17 protein-coding genes are annotated in these 18538 nt (G+C 68.9%); 6 read left to right on the top strand and 11 right to left on the bottom strand.

Annotated elements, in window-relative coordinates:
* Window positions 1-101: 101 nt before the first annotated feature.
* Both PI990_RS17695 and qhpR read right to left on the bottom strand, forming a co-directional pair.
* A complete protein-coding gene (locus PI990_RS17695; protein ID WP_271657921.1) occupies window positions 102-1463 on the bottom strand; it encodes an NAD(P)/FAD-dependent oxidoreductase in 1362 nt (453 codons plus the stop codon).
* A gap of 210 nt (window positions 1464-1673) precedes the next feature.
* Window positions 1674-2669: an AraC-like transcriptional regulator QhpR gene (qhpR, locus tag PI990_RS17690; RefSeq protein WP_271657920.1), complete on the bottom strand. Its 996-nt coding sequence runs from the start codon at window positions 2667-2669 to the stop codon at window positions 1674-1676.
* A 273-nt stretch (window positions 2670-2942) separates the two neighbouring features.
* On the opposite strand from qhpR, the gene PI990_RS17685 reads away from it, so the two are divergent.
* Together PI990_RS17685 and PI990_RS17680 are read left to right on the top strand one after the other, a co-directional pair.
* Window positions 2943-4088, top strand: coding sequence for a hypothetical protein (locus tag PI990_RS17685; protein WP_271657919.1), 1146 nt, complete (start codon window positions 2943-2945; stop codon window positions 4086-4088).
* Window positions 4089-4411: 323 nt separating this feature from the next.
* Window positions 4412-5041, top strand: a complete 630-nt coding sequence (locus PI990_RS17680; protein WP_271657918.1) for a LysE family translocator — start codon at window positions 4412-4414, stop codon at window positions 5039-5041.
* 196 nt (window positions 5042-5237) lie between these two features.
* On the opposite strand, the gene PI990_RS17675 is transcribed toward PI990_RS17680, so the two are convergent.
* Window positions 5238-6419, bottom strand: coding sequence for an alkane 1-monooxygenase (locus tag PI990_RS17675; protein ID WP_271657917.1), 1182 nt, complete (start codon window positions 6417-6419; stop codon window positions 5238-5240).
* Between the two features lie 23 nt (window positions 6420-6442).
* The gene (locus PI990_RS17670) at window positions 6443-7477 is read right to left on the bottom strand and encodes a 2Fe-2S iron-sulfur cluster binding domain-containing protein (protein ID WP_271657916.1); all 1035 of its coding nucleotides are present in this window, start codon (window positions 7475-7477) and stop codon (window positions 6443-6445) included.
* A gap of 141 nt (window positions 7478-7618) precedes the next feature.
* Between PI990_RS17670 and PI990_RS17665 the strand changes: the two genes are divergently transcribed.
* On the top strand, window positions 7619-8623 hold the full coding sequence (locus PI990_RS17665; RefSeq protein ID WP_271657915.1) for an AraC family transcriptional regulator: 1005 nt from the start codon (window positions 7619-7621) through the stop codon (window positions 8621-8623).
* A 207-nt stretch (window positions 8624-8830) separates the two neighbouring features.
* Here PI990_RS17665 and phnE read toward each other — a convergent pair whose 3' ends face one another.
* The 4 genes from phnE to PI990_RS17645 are packed head-to-tail and all read right to left on the bottom strand — an operon-like array spanning window position 8831 to window position 12061.
* Window positions 8831-9598 carry a phosphonate ABC transporter, permease protein PhnE gene (gene phnE, locus PI990_RS17660; RefSeq protein ID WP_271657914.1) on the bottom strand — a complete coding sequence of 256 codons (768 nt, stop codon included), beginning with the start codon at window positions 9596-9598 and terminating at the stop codon, window positions 8831-8833.
* On the bottom strand, window positions 9595-10422 hold the full coding sequence (locus tag PI990_RS17655) for a PhnE/PtxC family ABC transporter permease (protein WP_265168833.1): 828 nt from the start codon (window positions 10420-10422) through the stop codon (window positions 9595-9597). Before PI990_RS17655 ends, phnE begins: the two co-directional genes overlap by 4 nt.
* Entirely contained in the window at window positions 10416-11213 is a 798-nt protein-coding gene (locus PI990_RS17650) for a phosphonate ABC transporter ATP-binding protein (protein WP_271657913.1), read from the bottom strand. Before PI990_RS17650 ends, PI990_RS17655 begins: the two co-directional genes overlap by 7 nt.
* The gene (locus PI990_RS17645; protein ID WP_271657912.1) at window positions 11210-12061 is read right to left on the bottom strand and encodes a putative selenate ABC transporter substrate-binding protein; all 852 of its coding nucleotides are present in this window, start codon (window positions 12059-12061) and stop codon (window positions 11210-11212) included. The genes PI990_RS17650 and PI990_RS17645 overlap by 4 nt, the downstream gene beginning before the upstream one ends.
* Before the next feature lie 168 nt (window positions 12062-12229).
* Here PI990_RS17645 and selD point away from each other — a divergent pair, with 168 nt between their 5' ends.
* Together selD and mnmH are read left to right on the top strand one after the other, a co-directional pair.
* Window positions 12230-13264 (top strand): selenide, water dikinase SelD, encoded by a 1035-nt coding sequence (selD, locus tag PI990_RS17640; protein WP_271657911.1) that lies wholly within the window; start codon window positions 12230-12232, stop codon window positions 13262-13264.
* A complete protein-coding gene (gene mnmH / locus PI990_RS17635; RefSeq protein ID WP_271657910.1) occupies window positions 13264-14364 on the top strand; it encodes a tRNA 2-selenouridine(34) synthase MnmH in 1101 nt (366 codons plus the stop codon). The genes selD and mnmH overlap by 1 nt, the downstream gene beginning before the upstream one ends.
* Here the strand turns inward: mnmH and PI990_RS17630 are convergent, their stop codons facing one another.
* Window positions 14365-15726, bottom strand: a complete 1362-nt coding sequence (locus PI990_RS17630; RefSeq protein WP_271657909.1) for a CSLREA domain-containing protein — start codon at window positions 15724-15726, stop codon at window positions 14365-14367. It lies immediately after the preceding gene.
* A gap of 276 nt (window positions 15727-16002) precedes the next feature.
* The gene (locus PI990_RS17625; RefSeq protein ID WP_271657908.1) at window positions 16003-16665 is read right to left on the bottom strand and encodes a phytanoyl-CoA dioxygenase family protein; all 663 of its coding nucleotides are present in this window, start codon (window positions 16663-16665) and stop codon (window positions 16003-16005) included.
* A 180-nt stretch (window positions 16666-16845) separates the two neighbouring features.
* Here PI990_RS17625 and PI990_RS17620 point away from each other — a divergent pair, with 180 nt between their 5' ends.
* Entirely contained in the window at window positions 16846-17595 is a 750-nt protein-coding gene (locus PI990_RS17620) for a substrate-binding periplasmic protein (protein WP_271657907.1), read from the top strand.
* Window positions 17596-17628: 33 nt separating this feature from the next.
* Here PI990_RS17620 and PI990_RS17615 read toward each other — a convergent pair whose 3' ends face one another.
* Window positions 17629-18504, bottom strand: coding sequence for an alpha/beta hydrolase (locus PI990_RS17615; RefSeq protein ID WP_271657906.1), 876 nt, complete (start codon window positions 18502-18504; stop codon window positions 17629-17631).
* Window positions 18505-18538: the final 34 nt, after the last annotated feature.

Genomic DNA, 18538 nt, shown 5'->3' with positions numbered 1-18538 from the left:
GCCCGGCGGGCGCGGCTGCTTGAAGCGTAGCCCAGGCGGGGAGGGGAGCGGGTGGCGTAGCGGGGAGAAGTGGCCGCAGCGGGTGCCGCTGCGGCGTCGGCTCAGCTGCGCTGGAGCCTGCGTTCCTCCCACCAGTCCCAGGCCTTGAGCGCGCCCCGGGCAGCGCGGCCGCTGAGGTACGACAGGGTGTCGCTGGACATGGAGATGGAGTGCCGGTTGACGATCCAGAAGTCCGTCAGCTCGGTCTTCCTGCCATTGAGCAGGTCGGCGATGGTGCGGCCGTTGAGGTGGGTGAGGGCGACGCCGTGGCCGAAGCAGCCCCCCGAGTAGAGGATGCGTTCGTCGTCGATGAAGCTGATCTCCGGCACCATGTCGATGTTCACCGAAACGGGGCCGCCCCAGCGGTAGTCGATGCGCACGTCCCTGAGCTGCGGGTAGATCCATTTCAGGTGGGCTTCGCAGTGCTGCCAGCTCGCGGGTGAGGGCGTCTCGGCCGTCGGCGCCGTGCGGTAGGCCAGCGCGTCGCCGCCGCCCATGACGATCCGCCCGTCCACCGTGGGGCGGAAGTAGTGGAGCATCTGGCGGTTGTCGCCGAAGCACTGGCGGTCCTTCCAGCCGATGCTCTCCCACTGTTTTTCGCTGAGCCGCTCGGTCACCACCTGGTAGGTCCAGAGCGGGTACTGGCGGGTCTGCAGGCGGCGGGTGTCGGGCACCTGCCGCGAGTAGGCGTTGGTCGCCACCACCAGCTTGTCCGCGGTGATGCGGCCGCCCGGGGTGTCGATGACGATGGCCGTGGTCTGGCGCTCGATGGCCGTCACCGGGGTGGTTTCGTAGACGGCGACACCCGCCGACTCAGCCAGGCCCTTGAGGCCGCGCACCTGCTTGCAGGGGTTGAGGTGCCCGGTGTTGGTCTCGTAGATGCCGCCGTTGAAGCGCTCGGAGTGGAAGTCTTGCTGCACCCTCGATCGGTCCTGCCAGGTCAGGTCGCCGGCGATGCCCAGGTCCTGCAGCAGCGCGTAGGTCTTCTCCAGGCGGCGCTGCTGGGGGGCGGAATAGCTGATGCTCACCAGGCCGCTATGGCGGTAGTCGGACTGGATGCCGTGCGCCTCGATCAGGTGGCGGGTGTGGGCCACGGCCTTCTCCAGGTAGTGGCGGGCGTCGATCAGCTTCTGCCGGCCCCAACGCAGGAGGACCAGCTCCGGTTCCAGGCCGAACAGCTTGGTGCTGAAGCCGGCGTTGCGGCCGCTGGCGCCGAAGCCGACCACCGCGGTCTCCAGCACCACCACGCGGGCGTTGGGGTTGTCCTGCTTGAACTGCCAGGCGCTGTTGAGGCCGGTGAAGCCGCCGCCGATCACGGCCACGTCCACCTTCAGGTCCTGGTTCAGGGCGGGGTTGGGCTGGTAGGGCCCGAAATCGTGCTGCCAGAAGGACAGGCTGTCCAGGCGCGGGTCTGCGTGGGTCATGCTCTCAATCTCTTGTTGTCGATCGTGTGATTGGGAAGGCAGCGATGGCGCCGGCGCTCCAGGCGCCGGGCCTGGAGAGGGCCGTTGGCGAGCGGGTGGGCGTGGCAGGGGCAGGTTAGCGACGGGGCGTGGTGCTGGATTGTCCGCAGGTGCCAGCTTTTGAGCCGTGCGCGCCAATCCGTGGCGGCGCGCCCGGACTGGGGGCGGCGCTCAGGTGCGGGGCGGGTTGGCGCTGCGGTACTGCTGGGGTGATTGGCCGGTCCAGCGGCGGAAGGCGCGGGTGAAGGAGCCGGATTCGGCGTAGCCCACCAGCAGGGAGATCTCGGTCATCGAATAGTCCGAATCCTTGATGTAGGCCAGGGCCAGCTCGCGGCGCACGTCCTCCACCAGTGCCGAGTATTCGATACCGTGGTCCTTGAGGCGGCGCTGCAGGGTGCGCCGGCTCAGGCCCAGCTGCTCGCAGATATCCGTCAGAGAGAGCGCGCCGCTGCTCATGTCGGCGGCGATCAGGCGGGTGATCTGCGACAGCAGTTCGTTGGACACCGAGCGCTCCTGGCGCTCCCGCTCCAGGTAGGGCTCCAGGGCCCGGTACAGCCGCTCGTTGCCCCGGGCCACCGGCAGCTGGAGGATATCGGCCGGCAGGTGGATGCGGTTGCTGGGCTGGTTGAAGTACAGGGGGCACTGGAAGAGGCGCTTGTGCACAGCGGTGTCGGCGGGGCGCGGGTGTTCGAAGTCCATGCGCAGCGGGCGCAGGCTGCGGCCGGTGAGCAGGTTGAGCATGTGCAGCACGGAGGTGATGGCGAATTCCGCGTCCTGGCGGCGTTGCAGGATGGTCGGGGCGCCGACCCGGTATTCCACCATCACCGTGCGCGCGTCGATTGCGAAATCGAACAGCGACTCCTGGGCGAAGACCACGATGAAGCGGTGCAGGGTACGCAACGCCGCCTCGACGCTCGCGGCGCAGCCCAGGGCATGGCCGAGGGCGCCGAAGTCGTCGACCTCGGTCTGCATGGCGAGCTCCAGGCCGACATTGGGGTTGGGTTGCGCCGCCGCCTCCCACAGCGCCACGTACTGCTCGGCGGGAATCTCGATGTCCGCCCGCTCCAGCACGCGCGGGTCGATGCCGAGCGGCCCGAGGTGAGGGGCGAAGACCTCGCTGAAGCGGCGGAAGAAGTTCTCGGACAACACCGTGCGTACGGGTTTCATCTGTGCCCAAACCTTGTTGTTCTTGTCATCTACGCCTCCGCTTCCGGGGGCTGTGCACGCTGGGTGAAGGCCGTGGGGCCATGGCGGGCGTGATCGCCGTATTTACGATAATCGCATCCGGCCATGACTGGTAAGCCCGGGATGTGCAGTGCGTTTCTGTGCTTGGGTTGGCAATGTGCCATTGCAGCCGAGTCAGGTGTTCCGATGGCGCGGTATCGTGGGTGCCTTCCCGGGCACCCCCCCGCCCGCAGCCGCCAGGAGGCACTGCCACCCATGTCCGAAACCGCCATCACCCTGCGTGTGCAGTTCAGCGATGAGGCGCAGGCGCAGCAGGTTCTGCAAACCCTCGGCGCTGCCGCCGAGGCCCACGGCCACGAACTGACGGCCAGCCTCGCTTCATTGGCGCCTGTCGGTGCCCACGGCGCGGAGCAGGGCATCGATATCGAGCGCCTGGAGCGGCAGGATTCGACGCTGATCGTGGCGGGCTATGCCGGGCGCATCGACCCGCCGCTGTGGCTGATCCCCGGCTTGGTGCATCTGGGCGCGACCCGCACGGTGTTGAGTGAGTCCCGTGACGAAGGCGGCCAGCGCCATCATTTCATCGGCCTGAAGCGGGTGTCGCAGAAGGCCTTCGAGGCCAGCGCCGCGCTTATGCCCAAGCCGCCGCTGAAGGCCAGCGCCGAGCTGTTCCTCCCGGAAGGCCGGGTGACGGTCAAGGCGACCTTGCTGAGCCACGAGTGGAAGGAGTCGCTGTTCGAGCGCTTCTGCGTGATGCGCATGCAGGCCGAGGACGGGCGCCTGTTTCTCTACAAGGGGTCGTCCGGGCTGACGGCGATGACCGCCGACGATCACGAGAAGACCTGCACCTTCTCCGCCACCTTCGAACTGGGCGAGTACGACGGCGAGACGGTGGCGTTCGCCCGCCGGCCGACCAAGCTCCAGCTCGGCAGCATCAGCCCGGCCAAGGCCCGCAAGGTCAAGTTCAGCGGCCGCAACAAGGCCTTCATGGAAGGGCCGTTCGCGTCCCTTATCAGCCGCTACCTGCAAGAGCTGGAAGGCAAGCCCGATGCCTTCGTCCAGCGTCTGGGCGCCGCCTCGTTGCTGGATGTGGGGTTCAGCGAACTGTTCGGCCTGCTGAAGAATCTCGACGCCTATTCCTTCGACGGCTTCGGCCACTACGTCTCGCTCTCGGACGGCAGCCGCGAGGCCTTCGAGATCTACACCGTGGGCGACGCGACGGTCGACCTCGAGGCCGCGCGCCAGCACCTGAATACGCTCGATGTGGCCGCCACCTACAGGGACGACCACCCCAACGTGTACACGCTGTACTGGCTGCACGATGGCATCCGCGTGCGCTTCAAGGTGTGGGCGAAGGGGTTCGAATGCTACCTCGATCGGCAGGTGGAGTCCGCTTTCTAGCGGGGGTTGGCGCGGGGCGTCTCGGGATTCCTGGTACCGCCATCCCATGGGTTTCGCTTCGCTCTACGCCATCCTACGAATCATGCCTGCGTCGTGTGGACACGGAGCTGGAGGCGACTCCGGTTGCGTAGGATGGTAGAGCCGTGCGAAACCCATGCTGTCAGGGTTTCAGGCAATGGGAAGGCGTGGTGCCCTCGGCGTTCGTGGCGGGGTCTTAGGCCGGCCAGCCTGTATGTCGAAAATCGGGGCCGTCTGTATCTATCGGCTCTTGGGGGGCCATTGGTAGGGTTCGAAAACGCCCCATCCCCCCGGAAGCCCTGACCATGACCTACGCCTATTCCCTGCTGCTGATCAGCGGCATCTACCTGGCGGTGCTCGCCAGCCCCGGGCCGAACTTCTTCATCCTCAGCCAGATGGCCCTGAGCCAGCGGCACCGGGATGCGCGCTACGTCGCCTTCGGCATCACCACCGGCTCGGTGTTCTGGGTGGTGGTGTCCATCGCCGGGCTGGCGACCCTGCTGGCGCAGCACCCCTGGCTGGAGTCCGGCGTGCGCCTGGCTGGTGCCGTCTACCTGGTGTGGTACGGCGGTCGGCTGCTGCGGTCGGCCCTCCACCCAACGCCACGTCGGACGCCGGTGGAGCAGCCCGAGCTCGATGGCTCGCGCCTGGCCGCGTACCGCATCGGCCTGCTCACCTGCGTGACCAACCCCAAGGGCGCGGCCTTCTGGACCAGCGCCTTCGCCGCCATCTTCCCGGTGGGGGCGCCACTGTGGTTCTACCCGGTCACCGTGCTGCTCATCGGCGTGCTGTCCCTGGGCTGGCATATCGGGCTGGCCCAGGTCTTCGGCTCCGCCGCGCTGCGGTCGAGCTACCTGCGCATCGAGCGGGGCATCAATGGTTGCGCCGGTGCGGCGCTGGTGGCGCTGGGGCTGCAACGGATATTTGCGCGCTGATGCGCCAGGTCGAGGACGGCTTCGCCCGGGTGTTCTTCATAAGCCGCTGGGCTGAGCCGTCGTCGGGCGCGAGCCTTCAACCTTCTGAGTCACCGCGTAGGGCGGGTGAAACCCGCGTTGGCTTCTGTGTCCCATCCCGTTGGGTTGCACCCGACCTACACCACGCGGGCGCTGTGCACGGCCTGGCTTGCCTGCTTCAGCCCAGCCTGCGGGTGTGGGCGTTTTCCGTCATGGCCGCGATGCCGCTGCGGCGGTTGGCCTCGGCTGCCAGCTGGCGTTCTTCCTCGTTGGCGAAGTGCGCGTCCCAGGCCAGCACCTTGGGCGTCATCAGCTTGTGCCAGAGCGGCGGGATCATGGCGACCATGATGGTGGTGAGGTAGCCGCCGATCATCATCGGCGCGTCCGGGAAGGGGCGCAGGTCCTGGTAGGGCACTTCGCCCTGGGCGTGGTGGTGGGAGTGGCGGGTGAGGTTGAACATGCTCCAGGAGCTGATGCGCCGGTTGCTGTTCCACGAGTGACGGGGCTGCACCGGCGTGGCCGGGTTGCGCACCATGCCGTAGTGCTCCATGTAGTTGACGATCTCCAGCAGGGCCTTGCCCCACAGCGCGCAGGCGATGAAGAACAGCGCCACGCGCCAGCCACCGATGCCCCAGGCGGCGGCCACCAGCAGCAGGCTCATGGCGTGCCCGCGCAGCACCGCGTTGTGCCAGCCGAACAGGCTTTGGCCCTTCCTGGCGAGGCGGCGGCGCTCGATGTGCCAGGCGCTGAGGTTGCCCTTGAGGGTGGAGGCGAGCACGTGCCAGTAGACGTTGCGCCCGCGTGGTGCGGTGGCCGGGTCTTCGGTGGTGGAGACGTAGCGGTGGTGGCCGTAGACGTGCTCGATGGCGAACACCGTGTCGAAGCTGAAGGCCAGCAGCCAGCGGCCGATGAGCATGGAGACCCGGTCCCAGGTGCGGTGGGTGAGTTCATGGGCGGTGATGGTGCCGATCATGCCGATCATCAGGCCGGTGAGCAGCCAGGCCGAGACGTGGTGGATGCCGGCGGTGGCGTCGCGGGCGGCGATCAGGTCATGGCCGCTGAGGCGGCTTAGGGCCGCGCCGAAGCCCAGTGGGTCGCCTGCGCTCACGCTCCACAGCGCCGCGAAGACGATGAAGCCGAGCAGCGGCAGGGCCAGCCACAGCTGGACGGTGAGGATGCCGGGGTGCTTGAAGTGCGGGGTGCTGGTGTCGTCCCCCGCGATGGCATCGCCGACGAGGTAGAAGGCGAGGATCGCCAGCAGCCCGGCGCTGGTCCAGATGCCACCGGCCAGCAGGGACAGCGCGGCGAGCAGCCCGATGCCCTGGAACAGGAAGTACTTCAGGTAGTGCAACGCATTCATGGTGGTCTCTCTTGTTGTGGTGATCAGGCGTCGGCCAGGGCCGCCGGTGCGGTGGTGGTGAAGCGGTCGGCGTGGATGTGCTCGGGCGCCACGCCCAGGCCGCGCAGCAGCGCACTGGCGCTGTCGATCATCGCGGGCGGGCCGCAGAGGTAGGTGTGGGCGCCGGGCTCCAGCAGCGGCTGGATCTGCGTCGTGACCAGCCCGCGCGCGCCGCTCCAGGGTGTCTCGGGGGTGATATCGGAGAGCACCGGAACGAAGCGGAAGGGCGCGGGCCATCGCGCGGCGATGGCGGTGATGTCCGCCAGGGCGTAGAGGTCGCGCTGCTGGCGGGCGCCGAACAGCAGGGTGGCTGGGCGGGTGACGCCAGCGGCCAGAGCCTCGTGCAGGATCGCCAGCAGGGGCGCCAGGCCGCTGCCGCCGGCGATCAGCAGCAAGGGCGCTGTTGCGGGGCGCAGGTGGAAGTCGCCCTGGGGCCCTTCGAGCACCAGGCCTTGGCCCAGCAACGGGCGTTCGTCCACCCACCCGGTGAAGGCGCCGCCGGGCACCTTGCGGATGAAGAAGCCGACCTGGGCATCGGGCTGCATCGGCGTGCAGAAGGAGAACGGCCGTGGCTGGCCGGGCAGGGCGTCGAGGGTCAGCGTTGCGTACTGGCCGGCCTTGTAGGGCAGGGCCTCGTCGAGCTGCACCTGCAGGTGGGTGATGTCGTGGGTGAGCCGTTGCTGGCCGACTACCTTGCCGCGCACGTGGCGCCTGGCGCTGTGCCGGGCGAGGTCCACCTCGATGCGCAGGTCCCCCAGGGGCACGCTCTGGCAGGCGAGGATGTAGCCCTGGTCCAGCTCCTCGTCCGTGAGCACGTAGCTGGCCTCGGTCAGCTCGCGCACGCGGCCGGACAGCAGCCTGCACTTGCAGGTGGCGCAACCGCCCACGCGGCAGCTGTGGGGGAAGTCGATGCCGTGGCGCAGGGCGGCCTGCAGCAGGGTTTCCTTCGGGTTCACCAGGATCTCGGTGGCGTTGATCCGCACCTGGCTGGGGCGGGATCGGGAGCGGAATGGAAACATGCGTCCTCCTGTTGTGATTGTTGGGTCGGACGGCTGAATCCTAGGGGCGTCGCCGGGGAGGAGGAGAGGGCCTCAATTGACATTCTGGGGGTCATTAAATGACACTTTCGCCCCCGCCAGATGCGAGCCACAGAGGCCCCCATGCCTGACTTCCGACTCCCCGTGCAGTACCTGCGACAGGTCGCGGAACAGCTGCGGGTGATGGGCGTGGCCCCGGGCGAATGGCTGGCCGATTGCGGCGTGGCCCCCGCGCTGCTGGACGACCCGGAGTACCAGCCCGGTATCGAGCTGTTCGGGCCGCTGATGCAGCAGGCACTGCGGCTCAGCGGCGAGCAGGCGCTGGGGCTGCTGATCGGTGAGCGGCTGGGTGTCGGCACCCACGGCGTTCTCGGTTTCGCCGCGCTGCAGGGCGGCTCCTTGCGCCAGGTCATCCAGCTGCTGGAGCGCTACCTGGCGGTGCGCACCACCCTGGCCCGGGTGCAGCTCGACGGCGAACCGGGCCAGGCCCGGGAGCACCTGCGCTTCGTGGTCGAGTACCCGCTTGGCGAGGTGGAGCAGACGGTGATGGAAGCGGTGATGCTGGCGGTGAAGAACATCTTCGACGCCATCACCCCGGCCGGGCGCTCGGCCAGCCGCATCAGCTTCCCGGCCCCGCAACCCACCTACGCGGCGCTGGCCGAGCAGCTCTTCGGTTGCCCGGTGGACTATGCGCAGTCCTGGGCTGGGTTCACCTTCGACACGGCGATGCTGGATACGCCGCTGCGCATGGCAGACCCTTCCGCCTTTCGCGAGGCGGAGCTGATCTGCCAGCGCGAGCTGAAGAAGCTGGGGGAGAAGAGCTCCCTGGGCGCGCGGGTGCGCCGGCTCATTCTCGAACGGCAGAACGCCTTCCCCAGCCTTGTGACCATCGCGCGCCTGCTCTACATGACGCCCCGCACGCTGCACCGCCGCCTGCTCGCGGAAGGCACCAGCTACAAGCAGATCCTCAAGGAAGTCCGCCACGTGCTGGCCATCGAACACCTCCGAGCCGGGCGGCTGACGGTGGAGGAAATCGCCCAGGTCCTGGGCTACAGCGACGTGGCCAACTTCCGGCGCGCCTTCAAACAATGGGAAGGCGTGGCGCCCTCGGCGTTCGTCGCCCCGTAGGTTGGCGCCGAGCGCAGCGACGCCCAACGTGGCGGGGCTCGATTTGGTGGGCGCCTGTGGCTCCGCTTGATGGGTTTCGCATAGCTCTACGCCATCCTACGAACAAGCTCGCGTTGGCTTTTGTGCTCCGTGCCCGACCTGCAGGGCTCGCGGGGTTGTAGGGGGAGTGGGGCGAGCGCCCGGGCGGCATCACGGTGCGCGTCCGTCTCAGGCGCGCACCCAGCGTTGGCGCGTCCAGCCGCTGAGGGCGTCGACGGCGAACACCAACGCCAGCATGGCGAGGATCACGCTGCTGGCCTGGGCTTCCTGGAACAGGCTGAGGCTGACGTAGAGCATCTGTCCCAGGCCGCCGGCGCCGACGAAGCCGAGCACGCTGGCCATGCGGATGTTGTTTTCCCAGCGGTACAGCGAGTAGGCCAGCAGCTGCGGCCAGAGGTTGGGCAGGGTGCCGTAGCAGAAGGCGGCGACCTGCCCGCCGCCCTGTTGGCGGATGGCCTCGGCCGGGGCCGTGGGGGTGTTCTCCAGGGCTTCGGCGAACAGGCGGCCGAGCACGCCGGCGGTGTGCAGGGCCAGGGCCAGGGTGCCGGCGTTGGGGCCGAGGCCGGCGGCGAGCACCATCAGTGCGGCCCAGACCAGCTCGGGAATGGCGCGCAGGCCGTTGAGCAGCAGGCGGGTGAGGGCCTGCAGGGGCTTGCCGAAGCGCCCGGCGGCGGGCAGCGCCAGGAGCAGCCCGACGAGGGCCGCCAGCAGGGTGCCGAGGGCCGACATGGCGAGGGTTTCCAGGGCGCCGTGGGCGATGGCCTGCAGGTGGGGGGCGCTCAGGTCCGGTTGCAGGAAGCGCGCGGCGTAGGCGCCCATCTGCTTGAGGTTGCCGACTTCGGTGAGGGCGAGCAGGTCCAGCCCCAGGTAGAGGAAGGCGGCGACGACGGCAGCGAGGGCCGCCAGCAGCAGGGCGGCATTGGCCAGGCGCTTCATGCCAGCCTCCCGCGCAGCACGCGGCTGAGCTGGTCGGCGAGCAGCACCAGGAGGAAGAAGGTCAGCAGCATGCTGGCCACCTCGCCACCGGCGAACATGCGCAGCGACAGGTCGATCTGCTGGCCCAGGCCGCCGGCACCGACGAAGCCCATCACCACCGAGGCGCGGATGGCGCATTCCCAGCGGTACAGGGTGTAGGAGGTCAGCTCGGCGGCGGCGTTGGGCAGCAGGCCGTAGACGAAGGCGCCCAGGCGGCCGCTGCCGGCCTGCAGCAGGGCGTGCATGGGGCGCTGGTCTACCGATTCGAGGATTTCCGCATAGACCTTGCCGAGCATGCCGGCGTAGGTGATGGCGATGGCCAGCACGCCCGCAGTGGGGCCGAGGCCGACGGCGCGGACGAAGAGCAGCGCCCAGACGATCTCCGGCACGCTACGCAGGAAGATCAGCAGCCCGCGGATGGGCCAGCGCAGGGCCTGGCCGAGGGCACTCGGGCGCCCGCCACGGGAGGCGGCGGAGAGCGACAGGGCACGGCTGGCGGCGAGGCCGGCGGGCACCGCCACCAGCAGCGCCAGGGCCATGCCGGCGGTGGCGATGGCCAGGGTCTGCAGGGTGGCGTCCAGCAGCAGGGCGAGGAAGTCGGGCGTATGCGCCGGCGGCCAGAAGCCGGCGACGAAGCGGCCCATCTCGCTCTGGCTATCGGCTTGCAGCAGCACGCCCGGGTCGAGCTCGGCCAGGCGGATGCCGGGCCACAGCAGCGCGACGGCTAGCAGCGTCAGCAGCAGGCGGGGCAGGGCGGCGGGGTCGCGGGTGTCGCGGCTCAGCATCGGGGGATCTGCAGCGGCAGCGTCGCCGATGGCGGCTGCGGCGAGGCCAGTTGCTCGTTGGCGTAGAGCGCGTCGAGCAGGGGCTGGTCGACCTCGGCGGCGGGACGGTCGAAGGCGATGCGGCCCTCGCGCACGCCGATGATGCGCGGGAAGTGCGCCAGGGCCAGGTCCACCGCGTGGAGGCTGGCCACCAGGGTCACGCCCTGGGCGCTGGCGTGGCGGCAGAGCACGCTGAGGGTGTGGTCGGCGAGCACCGGGTCCATCGCCGAGACCGGTTCGTCGGCGAGCAGCAGCTGCGGGGCCTGGTACAGCGCACGGGCGATGCCGACCCGTTGCAGCTGGCCGCCGGAGAGCTGCTGGCACTGAGCGAACAGCTTGTCGGCCAGGTCCAGCCGGGCGAGCACGGCACGGGCGCCCGGGATATCCAACGGGTGCAGCAGGTTGAGCAGGGCGCGGCCCAGCCCCCACTGGCCGAGCTTGCCGGCCAGCACGGCGGTGACCACCCGTTGCCGGGGCGGCAGGGGCGGTGCCTGGTGGATCAGGCCGATGCGTGCGCGCAGGCGTTGCCGGGCTGCGGCGGAGCAGGCCCAGGGGCGTTCGCCGAGCAGCTCCACCTCGCCCGAACTGGGGCGCACTGCGCTGGCCAGCAGGGACAGCAGGCTGGATTTGCCGGCGCCGGACGGGCCGATGATGGCGACCCGTTCGCCGCTTGCGATGGCCAGGTCGACGCCACGCAGGGCCTGGACGCCGGTGCCGTGTCGCAGGCCGGCGTCGGTGAGGCGCAGGCTCATTTCAGCAGGTCGGCGGCCCGGGCGGCTTCCTCGATGCCTTTGTAGTTGTCCGGCTGGGTCTCGATGAAGCGGCTGGCGGCCTGCAGGTCGAGGATGGCCTTGTGCTCGGGGTTGGCCGGGTCGAGGGCGAGGAAGGCCTTTTTGATCTTCTCGGCCAGCACCGGATCGAGGGTGCCGCGCACGGTCCAGTTGTAGTCGTAGTAGGCCGGGGTGGTGGCGAACACGCGCACCTTGCTGGTGTCGACCTTGCCGGCGGCGACCAGCTTGTCCCAGACGCTGGCGTTCAGCACGCCGCCGTCCACCTTGCCGGCCTGCACCCAGGCAGCGGTGGCGTCATGGGCGCCGGAATAGCCGATGCGGCTGAAGTAGCCTTCCGGCTTGATGCCGTCCTTGAGCATGAAGTAGCGCGGCATCAGGCTGCCGGAGGTGGAGGAGATGGAACCGAAGGCGAAGGTCTTGCCCTTGAGGTCGGCCAGGGACTTCACCGCAGGGTCGGCGGTGATGAACTTGCTGGTGAACTGGGCGTCCTGCTCGCGCTGCACCAGGGGAATGGCGTTGCCGGTCTTCAGGCGCACCTGGACGAAGGTGAAGCCGCCCAGCCAGGCCAGGTCCAGGCGGTCGGTGGCCAGCGCCTCGACCACCGCCGGGTAGTCGGCCACCGGGACGAACTGCACCGGCATGCCCAGCTCCTTCTCCAGGTAGGCGCCCAGCGGCTTGAACTTGCGCAGCAGCTCGGTGGGGGCCTCGTCGGGGATGGCGCTGACCTTCAGCACCTCGGCGGCCTGGGTGGCCAGCATGGACAGGGACAGGGTGAGGCCGGCGGTGGCGGCCAGGATGCGCTTGAGCATGGGGATTCTCCGGTTCAATAGCGGAAAAGGTGCGCAGCGGTCGCGCGTCGGGCGCGCTTGCTGAGGGTAGACGAATCGGCGGCAATTATAGGGATGGGAGGCTAGGGATGGGAGGCGCAAACGCCAGCTTTGCTAGAATCCGCCGCCATCAGAGTTGCGAGGTGTGTGATGAGCGAGCCGATCCGTTTGACCCAGTACAGCCATGGCGCCGGTTGCGGCTGCAAGATCTCCCCCAAGGTGCTGGAGGTGATCCTCGCCGGCAGCGGCGCGCAGAACCTCGACCCGCGCCTGTGGGTCGGCAACGCCTCGCGTGACGACGCGGCGGTGTACGCCCTGGACGACGAGCGCGGCGTGGTCTCCACCACCGACTTCTTCATGCCCATCGTCGACGACCCCTTCGACTTCGGCCGCATCGCCGCCACCAACGCCATCAGTGATATCTACGCCATGGGCGGCGACCCGCTGATGGCCATCGCCATCCTCGGCTGGCCGGTGAACCTGCTGCCGCCGGAAGTGGCCCGCGAGGTGATCCGTGGCGGTCGCGCGGTGTGCGACGCCGCTGGCATTCCCCTGGCCGGCGGCCATTCGATCGACGCGCCGGAGCCGATCTTCGGCCTCGCCGTCACCGGTGTGGTGGAGAAGCGCCACATGAAGCGCAACGACACCGCCACCCCCGGCTGCAAGCTCTACCTGACCAAGCCGCTGGGCATCGGCATCCTCACCACCGCCGAGAAGAAGGCCAAGTTGCGCGCCGAGGACGTGGGCCTGGCCCGCGACTGGATGTGCACCCTGAACACGCCCGGCAGCCGCTTCGGCAAGCTGGCCGGCGTGCAGGCGATGACCGACGTCACCGGCTTCGGCCTGCTCGGCCACCTGGTGGAGATGGCCGACGGCGCCGGCGTCACCGCGCAGCTGGATTACGCCAGCGTGCCGCGCCTGCCGGGTGTCGAGCACTACCTGGCCGAAGGCTGCGTGCCCGGCGGCACCCTGCGCAACTTCGACAGCTACGGCGAGCGCATCGCGCCGATCACCGACGCCCAGCGCGACCTGCTGTGCGACCCGCAGACCAGCGGCGGCCTGCTGGTGGCGGTGAGCCCGGAGGGTGAGGCAGAGTTCCTCGCCGTGGCGGCCGAGCTGCGGCTGACGCTGGCGCCCATCGGCCAGCTGATCGAGCGACAGAGCCACGCGGTAGAGGTGCTGTGATGCGCGACAACGCCACCGACTACCGCGAGCTCTTCCTCAACGACGTTCCCATGATGGATATGCGCGCCCCGGTGGAATACACCAAGGGCGCCTTCCCCAATACCGAAAGCCTGCCGCTGATGACCGACATCGAGCGGCAGAAGGTCGGCACCTGTTACAAGCAGAAGGGCCAGCAGGCCGCCATCGAGCTGGGCCACCAACTGGTCTCCGGCAAGGTCAAGGCGGAACGGGTGGCGGCCTGGGCGGCCTTCGCCAGGGCCCACCCCGAGGGTTACCTGTACTGCTTCCGTGGCGGCCTGCGCTCGCAGATCGTGCAGCAGTGGCTGACGGAGGCGGGCATCGATTACCCGCGGGTGATCGGTGGCTACAAGGCGATGCGTACCTTCCTCATCGAGACCCTCGATGCCGCGGTCGCGGAGTGCGATTTCGTCATCGTCGGTGGCATGACCGGCACCGGCAAGACCGAAGTGGTGGCGGCGCTGGCCAACAGCATCGACCTCGAGGGGCATGCCAACCACCGGGGCTCCAGCTTCGGCAAGCGCGCCACGGGGCAGCCCTCGCAGATCGACTTCGAGAACCGCATCGCCGTCGACCTGCTCAAGCGCCGCGCCCGTGGGCAGCAGCAGTTCGTGCTGGAGGACGAGAGCCGCATGATCGGCGCCTGCTCGTTGCCGCTGTCGCTGCACCAGGGCCTGCAGCGCTTCCCGCTGGTGTGGCTGGAGGACAGCCTGGAAGGGCGCATCGAGCGGATACTCAAGGACTATGTGATCGACCTGGCCGCCGAGTTCCGCATCGTGCAGGGCGAGGAGCAGGGCTTCGAGCGCTTCGCCGAGCGCCTGCTGCAGAGCATGGACAACATCCAGAAGCGCCTCGGCGGCGAACGCTACCAGCGCCTGCGCGCGGTCATGCAGGAGGCCCTCGACGAGCAGCGCCGCAGCGGCGCGGTGGAGCTGCACCGGGGCTGGATCGAAGGGCTGCTGCGCGAGTACTACGACCCGATGTACGCCTACCAGCGCGAGGCCAAGGGCGCGCGCATCGAGTTCGCCGGCGACGCCCCGGCGATCCTCGCCTACCTGCAGGCGCGCCAGGCGCAGCGCTAGTCAGGGATAGGCGCGCTCGAAGGCGCCGAGGTCGCAGTTGACCAGGCCGTCGCCGTTGCCGTCGCGCTGGCGGTCGAGCCCGCGCTGGTCGTGGCTGGAGCAGTTGCCCACACCGGCGTCGATGGCGGCGCTGGTGCGCCGCAGCGGGTGCACCCAGGCGCCGTTGTTTTCCTGCAGGGGGAACAGCTGGTGGGTGAAGGTCGCCTCGTCGGCGATGTAGTTCTCCGCCAGGCAGTTGCTGCCGTCCGTGCCCAGCAGCAGGCCACGGGCGCGGAAGTCGACGGCGCCCGGCAGGCCCTGGCAGTTGCGCACCTCATCGAACTCCGTGGCGCGGTTGCCGGCGACGATGCTGTTGCGCAGCAGCAGGTCGCCCCGGTTGGTGACGCCCCAGCCGTCGTTGCCGGCGATGGTCACGTGCAGCAGCTCGGCACGGGACTGGGCGGACAGCTGCGGCAGGAAGGGGTGGCCGTTCTCGAAGGCGCCCCGTTCGATGCTGCGGTTGCCGCTGAGGGTGCTGTTGGCCAGGCGCAGTTGCCCGGCATTGGCGATGGCCGCGCCGTAGCCGCTCCTGAGCACCTCGTTGGCCTGGAAGGTGGTGCGGGCGATGTCCGCCGAGCCCTGGTTGTAGAGCCCGCCGCCCATGCCCCATTCGCCGTAGTCGGACGCCCGGTTGGCGTTGAACAGGCTGTCGCGGACGGTGAGCGTGCCCTCGTTGTACAGGGCGCCACCCTTGCCGGCGCTCTGGGCTTCCTCACCGAAGTTGCGGTTGTCGCGGAAGGTCGAGCGGTGCACCTCCAGCACGCCGAAGTTGGCGATGGCGCCGCCGTTGCCGGCCTGCGCGGCCGGGTAGGGCATGTAGACGAACACGCGGTTGTCCACCAGCTCCACCTGGTTGAGCTGCACCTGGCCGTAATTGACCAGGGCGCCGCCGTCGTAGATCTGCTGGCCACCGGTGAGGCCGAGGCTGCGCAGCTTCAGCTGGGCGCCGGCATGCACGTGGAACAGGCGGTCCAGGCGGTTGGCATTGAGGCGGGTCACCGTCGCGCCCCGGCCGACCAGGCTGACCTGGCCGTGCACGTCGAAGTCGCCGATGGCGTTGGCGTCCTCGTCCACGGGCCAGTTGCCGGCCGGGTCGGGGTTGGCCTTCTGCAGCAGGTAGTCGCCGGCGCCGAGGAGGATGACGGTCTGCCCCGGCGTGGCATTGGCGGTGGAAATGGCCTCGCGCAGGGAGCAATGGGCCTGGGTGCACTGGCCGTCGTCTTCATCGGCGAAGGTGTTGACGCGCAGTTCCAGCGCATCGGCGGCCAGTGGGGCGGTGAGGGCGAAAACGAGCGACAGCGAACGGTGGCAATGGCCTGGCATGGGAAGGTCCTCAGTGTGGGGAATCAGCGCTCGATTGCACGACTGAGGCCGCTGAGGTACGACAGTGCGCCGCGAAAATGGTGCCGAAGGACGAGGCGATGCCCGGTGGTGTAGCGGCTCCGTAGGATGGCGTAGGGCGCAGCGAAACCCATCAGCAGGCCTGACCCACCGAGTTGCGTATCAGCGCTCGGTGCGCGCAGCAAACCCTACGGCGGGGCTGCGGCTGTTCGTAGGATGGTGTAGAGCGAAGCGAAACCCATCACGCCACGCTCGGTGCTATTCCACGGGCTCGAAACGCTCCTGGGCGTCCATGCGGATACCGCGCAGCTGCCGTGTGTCCAGGTACGAGGCGTAGAGGGGTTCGGCGCAATAGCCGATCAGCAGGGTGCGACGGCGGCCGCCGAGGGTGTTGAGGCTGCCGGCGTGCACCAGGTCGGCATCGAACACCAGGATGTCCCCTGCGCTGCCGGAGAGCTGCAGGGTGCGGGTTTCGTCATTGACGTCGAGCGGCGGTTCTCCCGCTGCGGGGCGGTGGCTGCCGGGGACGATGCGCGTTGCGCCGTTGTCGGGGCCGTAGTCGTCGAGGTAGGCCAGGGCGTTGATGGTGTCGCCGGGGCGCAGCGTCGAGAGGTCACGGTGCAGTTGCTGGTAGCCGCCGCCGGCCAGGGGCTCGCGGCCTTCCACCTGGGCGAGGAAGAAACGCTCGCCAATCAGTTCGCCCACCGCCGCCAGCACCGCTGGCAGGCGGCACAGGGCCTGGACCCTGGGCTCCAGGTCCAGCAGCGAATGGCGCCAGTCCCGGCCCCGGGGCACCGGCCATTGCTCCGAAGGCTTGACCCCCGCATCGAACAGGGTGCGCAGCTCGTCCAGCCACCCGGCGGGGATCGCCTGGCGCAGCAGGGCGTAGCCATCTCGGTGGAGTTGTTCGCGGTCAGTCATGGTGTGCCTGATGTCCTTATCAGCCCGAAAGGGCGGAAGCATCGGGCAAGAGCCGGACGATGGGCAAGTGCTGTCTTTCGGTTGGGCACGACAGGTGCCAATGGGCCTGTGCGCGGGGCACGAATCTATGCTTGGATTACGCCTTCGGTCATCAACCGCATGGAGCGCCAGGCCGCCCCCGTGACGTATTCGAGACTCGGCGCAACCCTGCTGTGCCTGCTGCTCTGCCTCCCCGCAAGGGCGGCGCAGTACCAGGTCGTCACCGAGGAGTGGGCGCCCTACAACTACCAGCAGGATGGCCGGCTCACCGGCATGGCCACGGATATCGTCCGGGCCATCATGGCCTTGACCGGGGATGACTTCTCCGTGGCGGTGCTGCCGAGCATGCGTGCCGCCCTCGAACTGCGCACCCGCCCCAGGACCATCATGTATTCGATGTTCCGCACGCCGGAGCGCGAGCTTCTGTACAAGTGGGTGGGGCCGATCGTGGAAGAGAGCATCTATCCCTATCAGCTGGCCAATGCCGCCGAGCCGCTGGATTCCCTGGCGCAGTTGCGCCGCGCCCCGCGGATCACCACCCGCCACGCCGGCCTGGTGCCGCAGACGCTGGCCGCCCAGGGCTTCAATAACCTCGACCGCAGCGCCGCCGAAAGCCAGCAGCTCTATCGCATGCTGCTGGCCGGGCGCACGGCGGTGATCGCCGGCGACACCGACGCGGGGGTGGCCTACTACAGCGGCCAACTGGGCATCGCCCCCGGCACCTTGCGGCGCATTCCCGTGGAGCTGTATCGCTCATCGCTGTACATCGCCTTCAGCCTCGACAGTGACGATGAGGTGGTCGCCGCCTGGGGCCGTGCCCTGGAGCAGTTGCGCCGTTCGGGCGAGGTGGAGCGCATCCAGCGTCGTTATGAGCAGGCCCCCGGGCGATGAAAAGGCCGTGCTGGCCCGCTGTTGGCCGAGCCCCTATTGAGCGTCGAGCTTCATCAGCTGGCAGATGGCCTGGTACAGCGGGCTGCCCGGTTCGCCCAGTTCGAGCACGACATCGAAGTGGTTCTTGCCAGGCACTGCGAGTGTGCGGCCTTCGAACCCGTTCCGCCGCCAGGCGGCCAGGAACTCGGCCGATTGCCAGGCGAACTCCTCGCTTTCCAGTGCGCCGTAGCTGGCTACCAGCTCACCGCTGCCTGCGCTTGGCAGGTGGAACAGCGGGCTGTTGCGACGGGCGTAATCGGCGTCGAACTGCATCCAGTCGTTGACGTAGGTGCTGCGCAACGGGTCCAGGTCGAACAGGCCGCTGATGGGCAGGGCCCCGCGCAGCACGTTGTCGGGCACCCCGTATGAGGCGTGCCAGCCACCGGCCAGAAGCATGCCGGTGAGGTGGCCGCCGGCGGAGCTGCCGCTCGCGTAGAGCCGCTGGGGGTCACCGCCGAATTCACCGACGTTCCGGTACAGCCAGGCCAGCGCACGGCGGGTCTGGTCGACGATATGGTTGAGCGTCACTGCCGGTGCCAGGTCGTATTCAAGCACCGCGACACAGGCGCCGGCAGCCGTCAGGGCCGGCGCCATGAAAGCGGAGTCGGCCTTGGAAAGCGCGCGCCAATAGCCGCCATGGACGAACAGCAGCACCGGCGCGTTTGGCTGGCTGCCGGGGAAGATGTCCAGCTTCTCATTCGCCCCGGGACCGTAGGGCACATCGCGGTGGCAGGGCAGGGAAGCGTGGGCGCTGTCGCTCAGCTCGCGGTACAGGAGCGGGTATCGCTCGTAGTTGTCGACGCTCGCGCGGGCGTTGTACTGGGCTTCGAAATAGGCGGCGAGTGCAGCTGGATCTTGGGGGCGACTCATGGCGTTGGGTTCCCTTCGGGGGGGGGCGGAATGG

Origin of the sequence: Pseudomonas sp. TUM22785 (assembly GCF_028198105.1) — a bacterium.
Taxonomy (GTDB): Bacteria; Pseudomonadota; Gammaproteobacteria; order Pseudomonadales; family Pseudomonadaceae; genus Metapseudomonas; species Metapseudomonas solani.
This window is presented reverse-complemented; position numbering and strand designations above follow the sequence as displayed.

What these genes read in the sequence shown, in the direction of transcription:
- PI990_RS17650 (WP_271657913.1), bottom strand. Translation starts at nt 11,213, where the DNA reads ATGAGCCTGCGCCTCACCGACGCCGGCCTGCGACACGGCACCGGCGTC.
- PI990_RS17685 (WP_271657919.1), top strand. Translation starts at nt 2,943, where the DNA reads ATGTCCGAAACCGCCATCACCCTGCGTGTGCAGTTCAGCGATGAGGCG.
- qhpR (WP_271657920.1), bottom strand. Translation starts at nt 2,669, where the DNA reads ATGAAACCCGTACGCACGGTGTTGTCCGAGAACTTCTTCCGCCGCTTC.
- PI990_RS17675 (WP_271657917.1), bottom strand. Translation starts at nt 6,419, where the DNA reads ATGAATGCGTTGCACTACCTGAAGTACTTCCTGTTCCAGGGCATCGGG.
- PI990_RS17665 (WP_271657915.1), top strand. Translation starts at nt 7,619, where the DNA reads ATGCCTGACTTCCGACTCCCCGTGCAGTACCTGCGACAGGTCGCGGAA.
- PI990_RS17695 (WP_271657921.1), bottom strand. Translation starts at nt 1,463, where the DNA reads ATGACCCACGCAGACCCGCGCCTGGACAGCCTGTCCTTCTGGCAGCAC.
- phnE (WP_271657914.1), bottom strand. Translation starts at nt 9,598, where the DNA reads ATGAAGCGCCTGGCCAATGCCGCCCTGCTGCTGGCGGCCCTCGCTGCC.
- PI990_RS17630 (WP_271657909.1), bottom strand. Translation starts at nt 15,726, where the DNA reads ATGCCAGGCCATTGCCACCGTTCGCTGTCGCTCGTTTTCGCCCTCACC.
- PI990_RS17625 (WP_271657908.1), bottom strand. Translation starts at nt 16,665, where the DNA reads ATGACTGACCGCGAACAACTCCACCGAGATGGCTACGCCCTGCTGCGC.
- PI990_RS17615 (WP_271657906.1), bottom strand. Translation starts at nt 18,504, where the DNA reads ATGAGTCGCCCCCAAGATCCAGCTGCACTCGCCGCCTATTTCGAAGCC.
- selD (WP_271657911.1), top strand. Translation starts at nt 12,230, where the DNA reads ATGAGCGAGCCGATCCGTTTGACCCAGTACAGCCATGGCGCCGGTTGC.
- PI990_RS17670 (WP_271657916.1), bottom strand. Translation starts at nt 7,477, where the DNA reads ATGTTTCCATTCCGCTCCCGATCCCGCCCCAGCCAGGTGCGGATCAAC.
- PI990_RS17680 (WP_271657918.1), top strand. Translation starts at nt 4,412, where the DNA reads ATGACCTACGCCTATTCCCTGCTGCTGATCAGCGGCATCTACCTGGCG.
- PI990_RS17655 (WP_265168833.1), bottom strand. Translation starts at nt 10,422, where the DNA reads ATGCTGAGCCGCGACACCCGCGACCCCGCCGCCCTGCCCCGCCTGCTG.
- PI990_RS17645 (WP_271657912.1), bottom strand. Translation starts at nt 12,061, where the DNA reads ATGCTCAAGCGCATCCTGGCCGCCACCGCCGGCCTCACCCTGTCCCTG.
- mnmH (WP_271657910.1), top strand. Translation starts at nt 13,264, where the DNA reads ATGCGCGACAACGCCACCGACTACCGCGAGCTCTTCCTCAACGACGTT.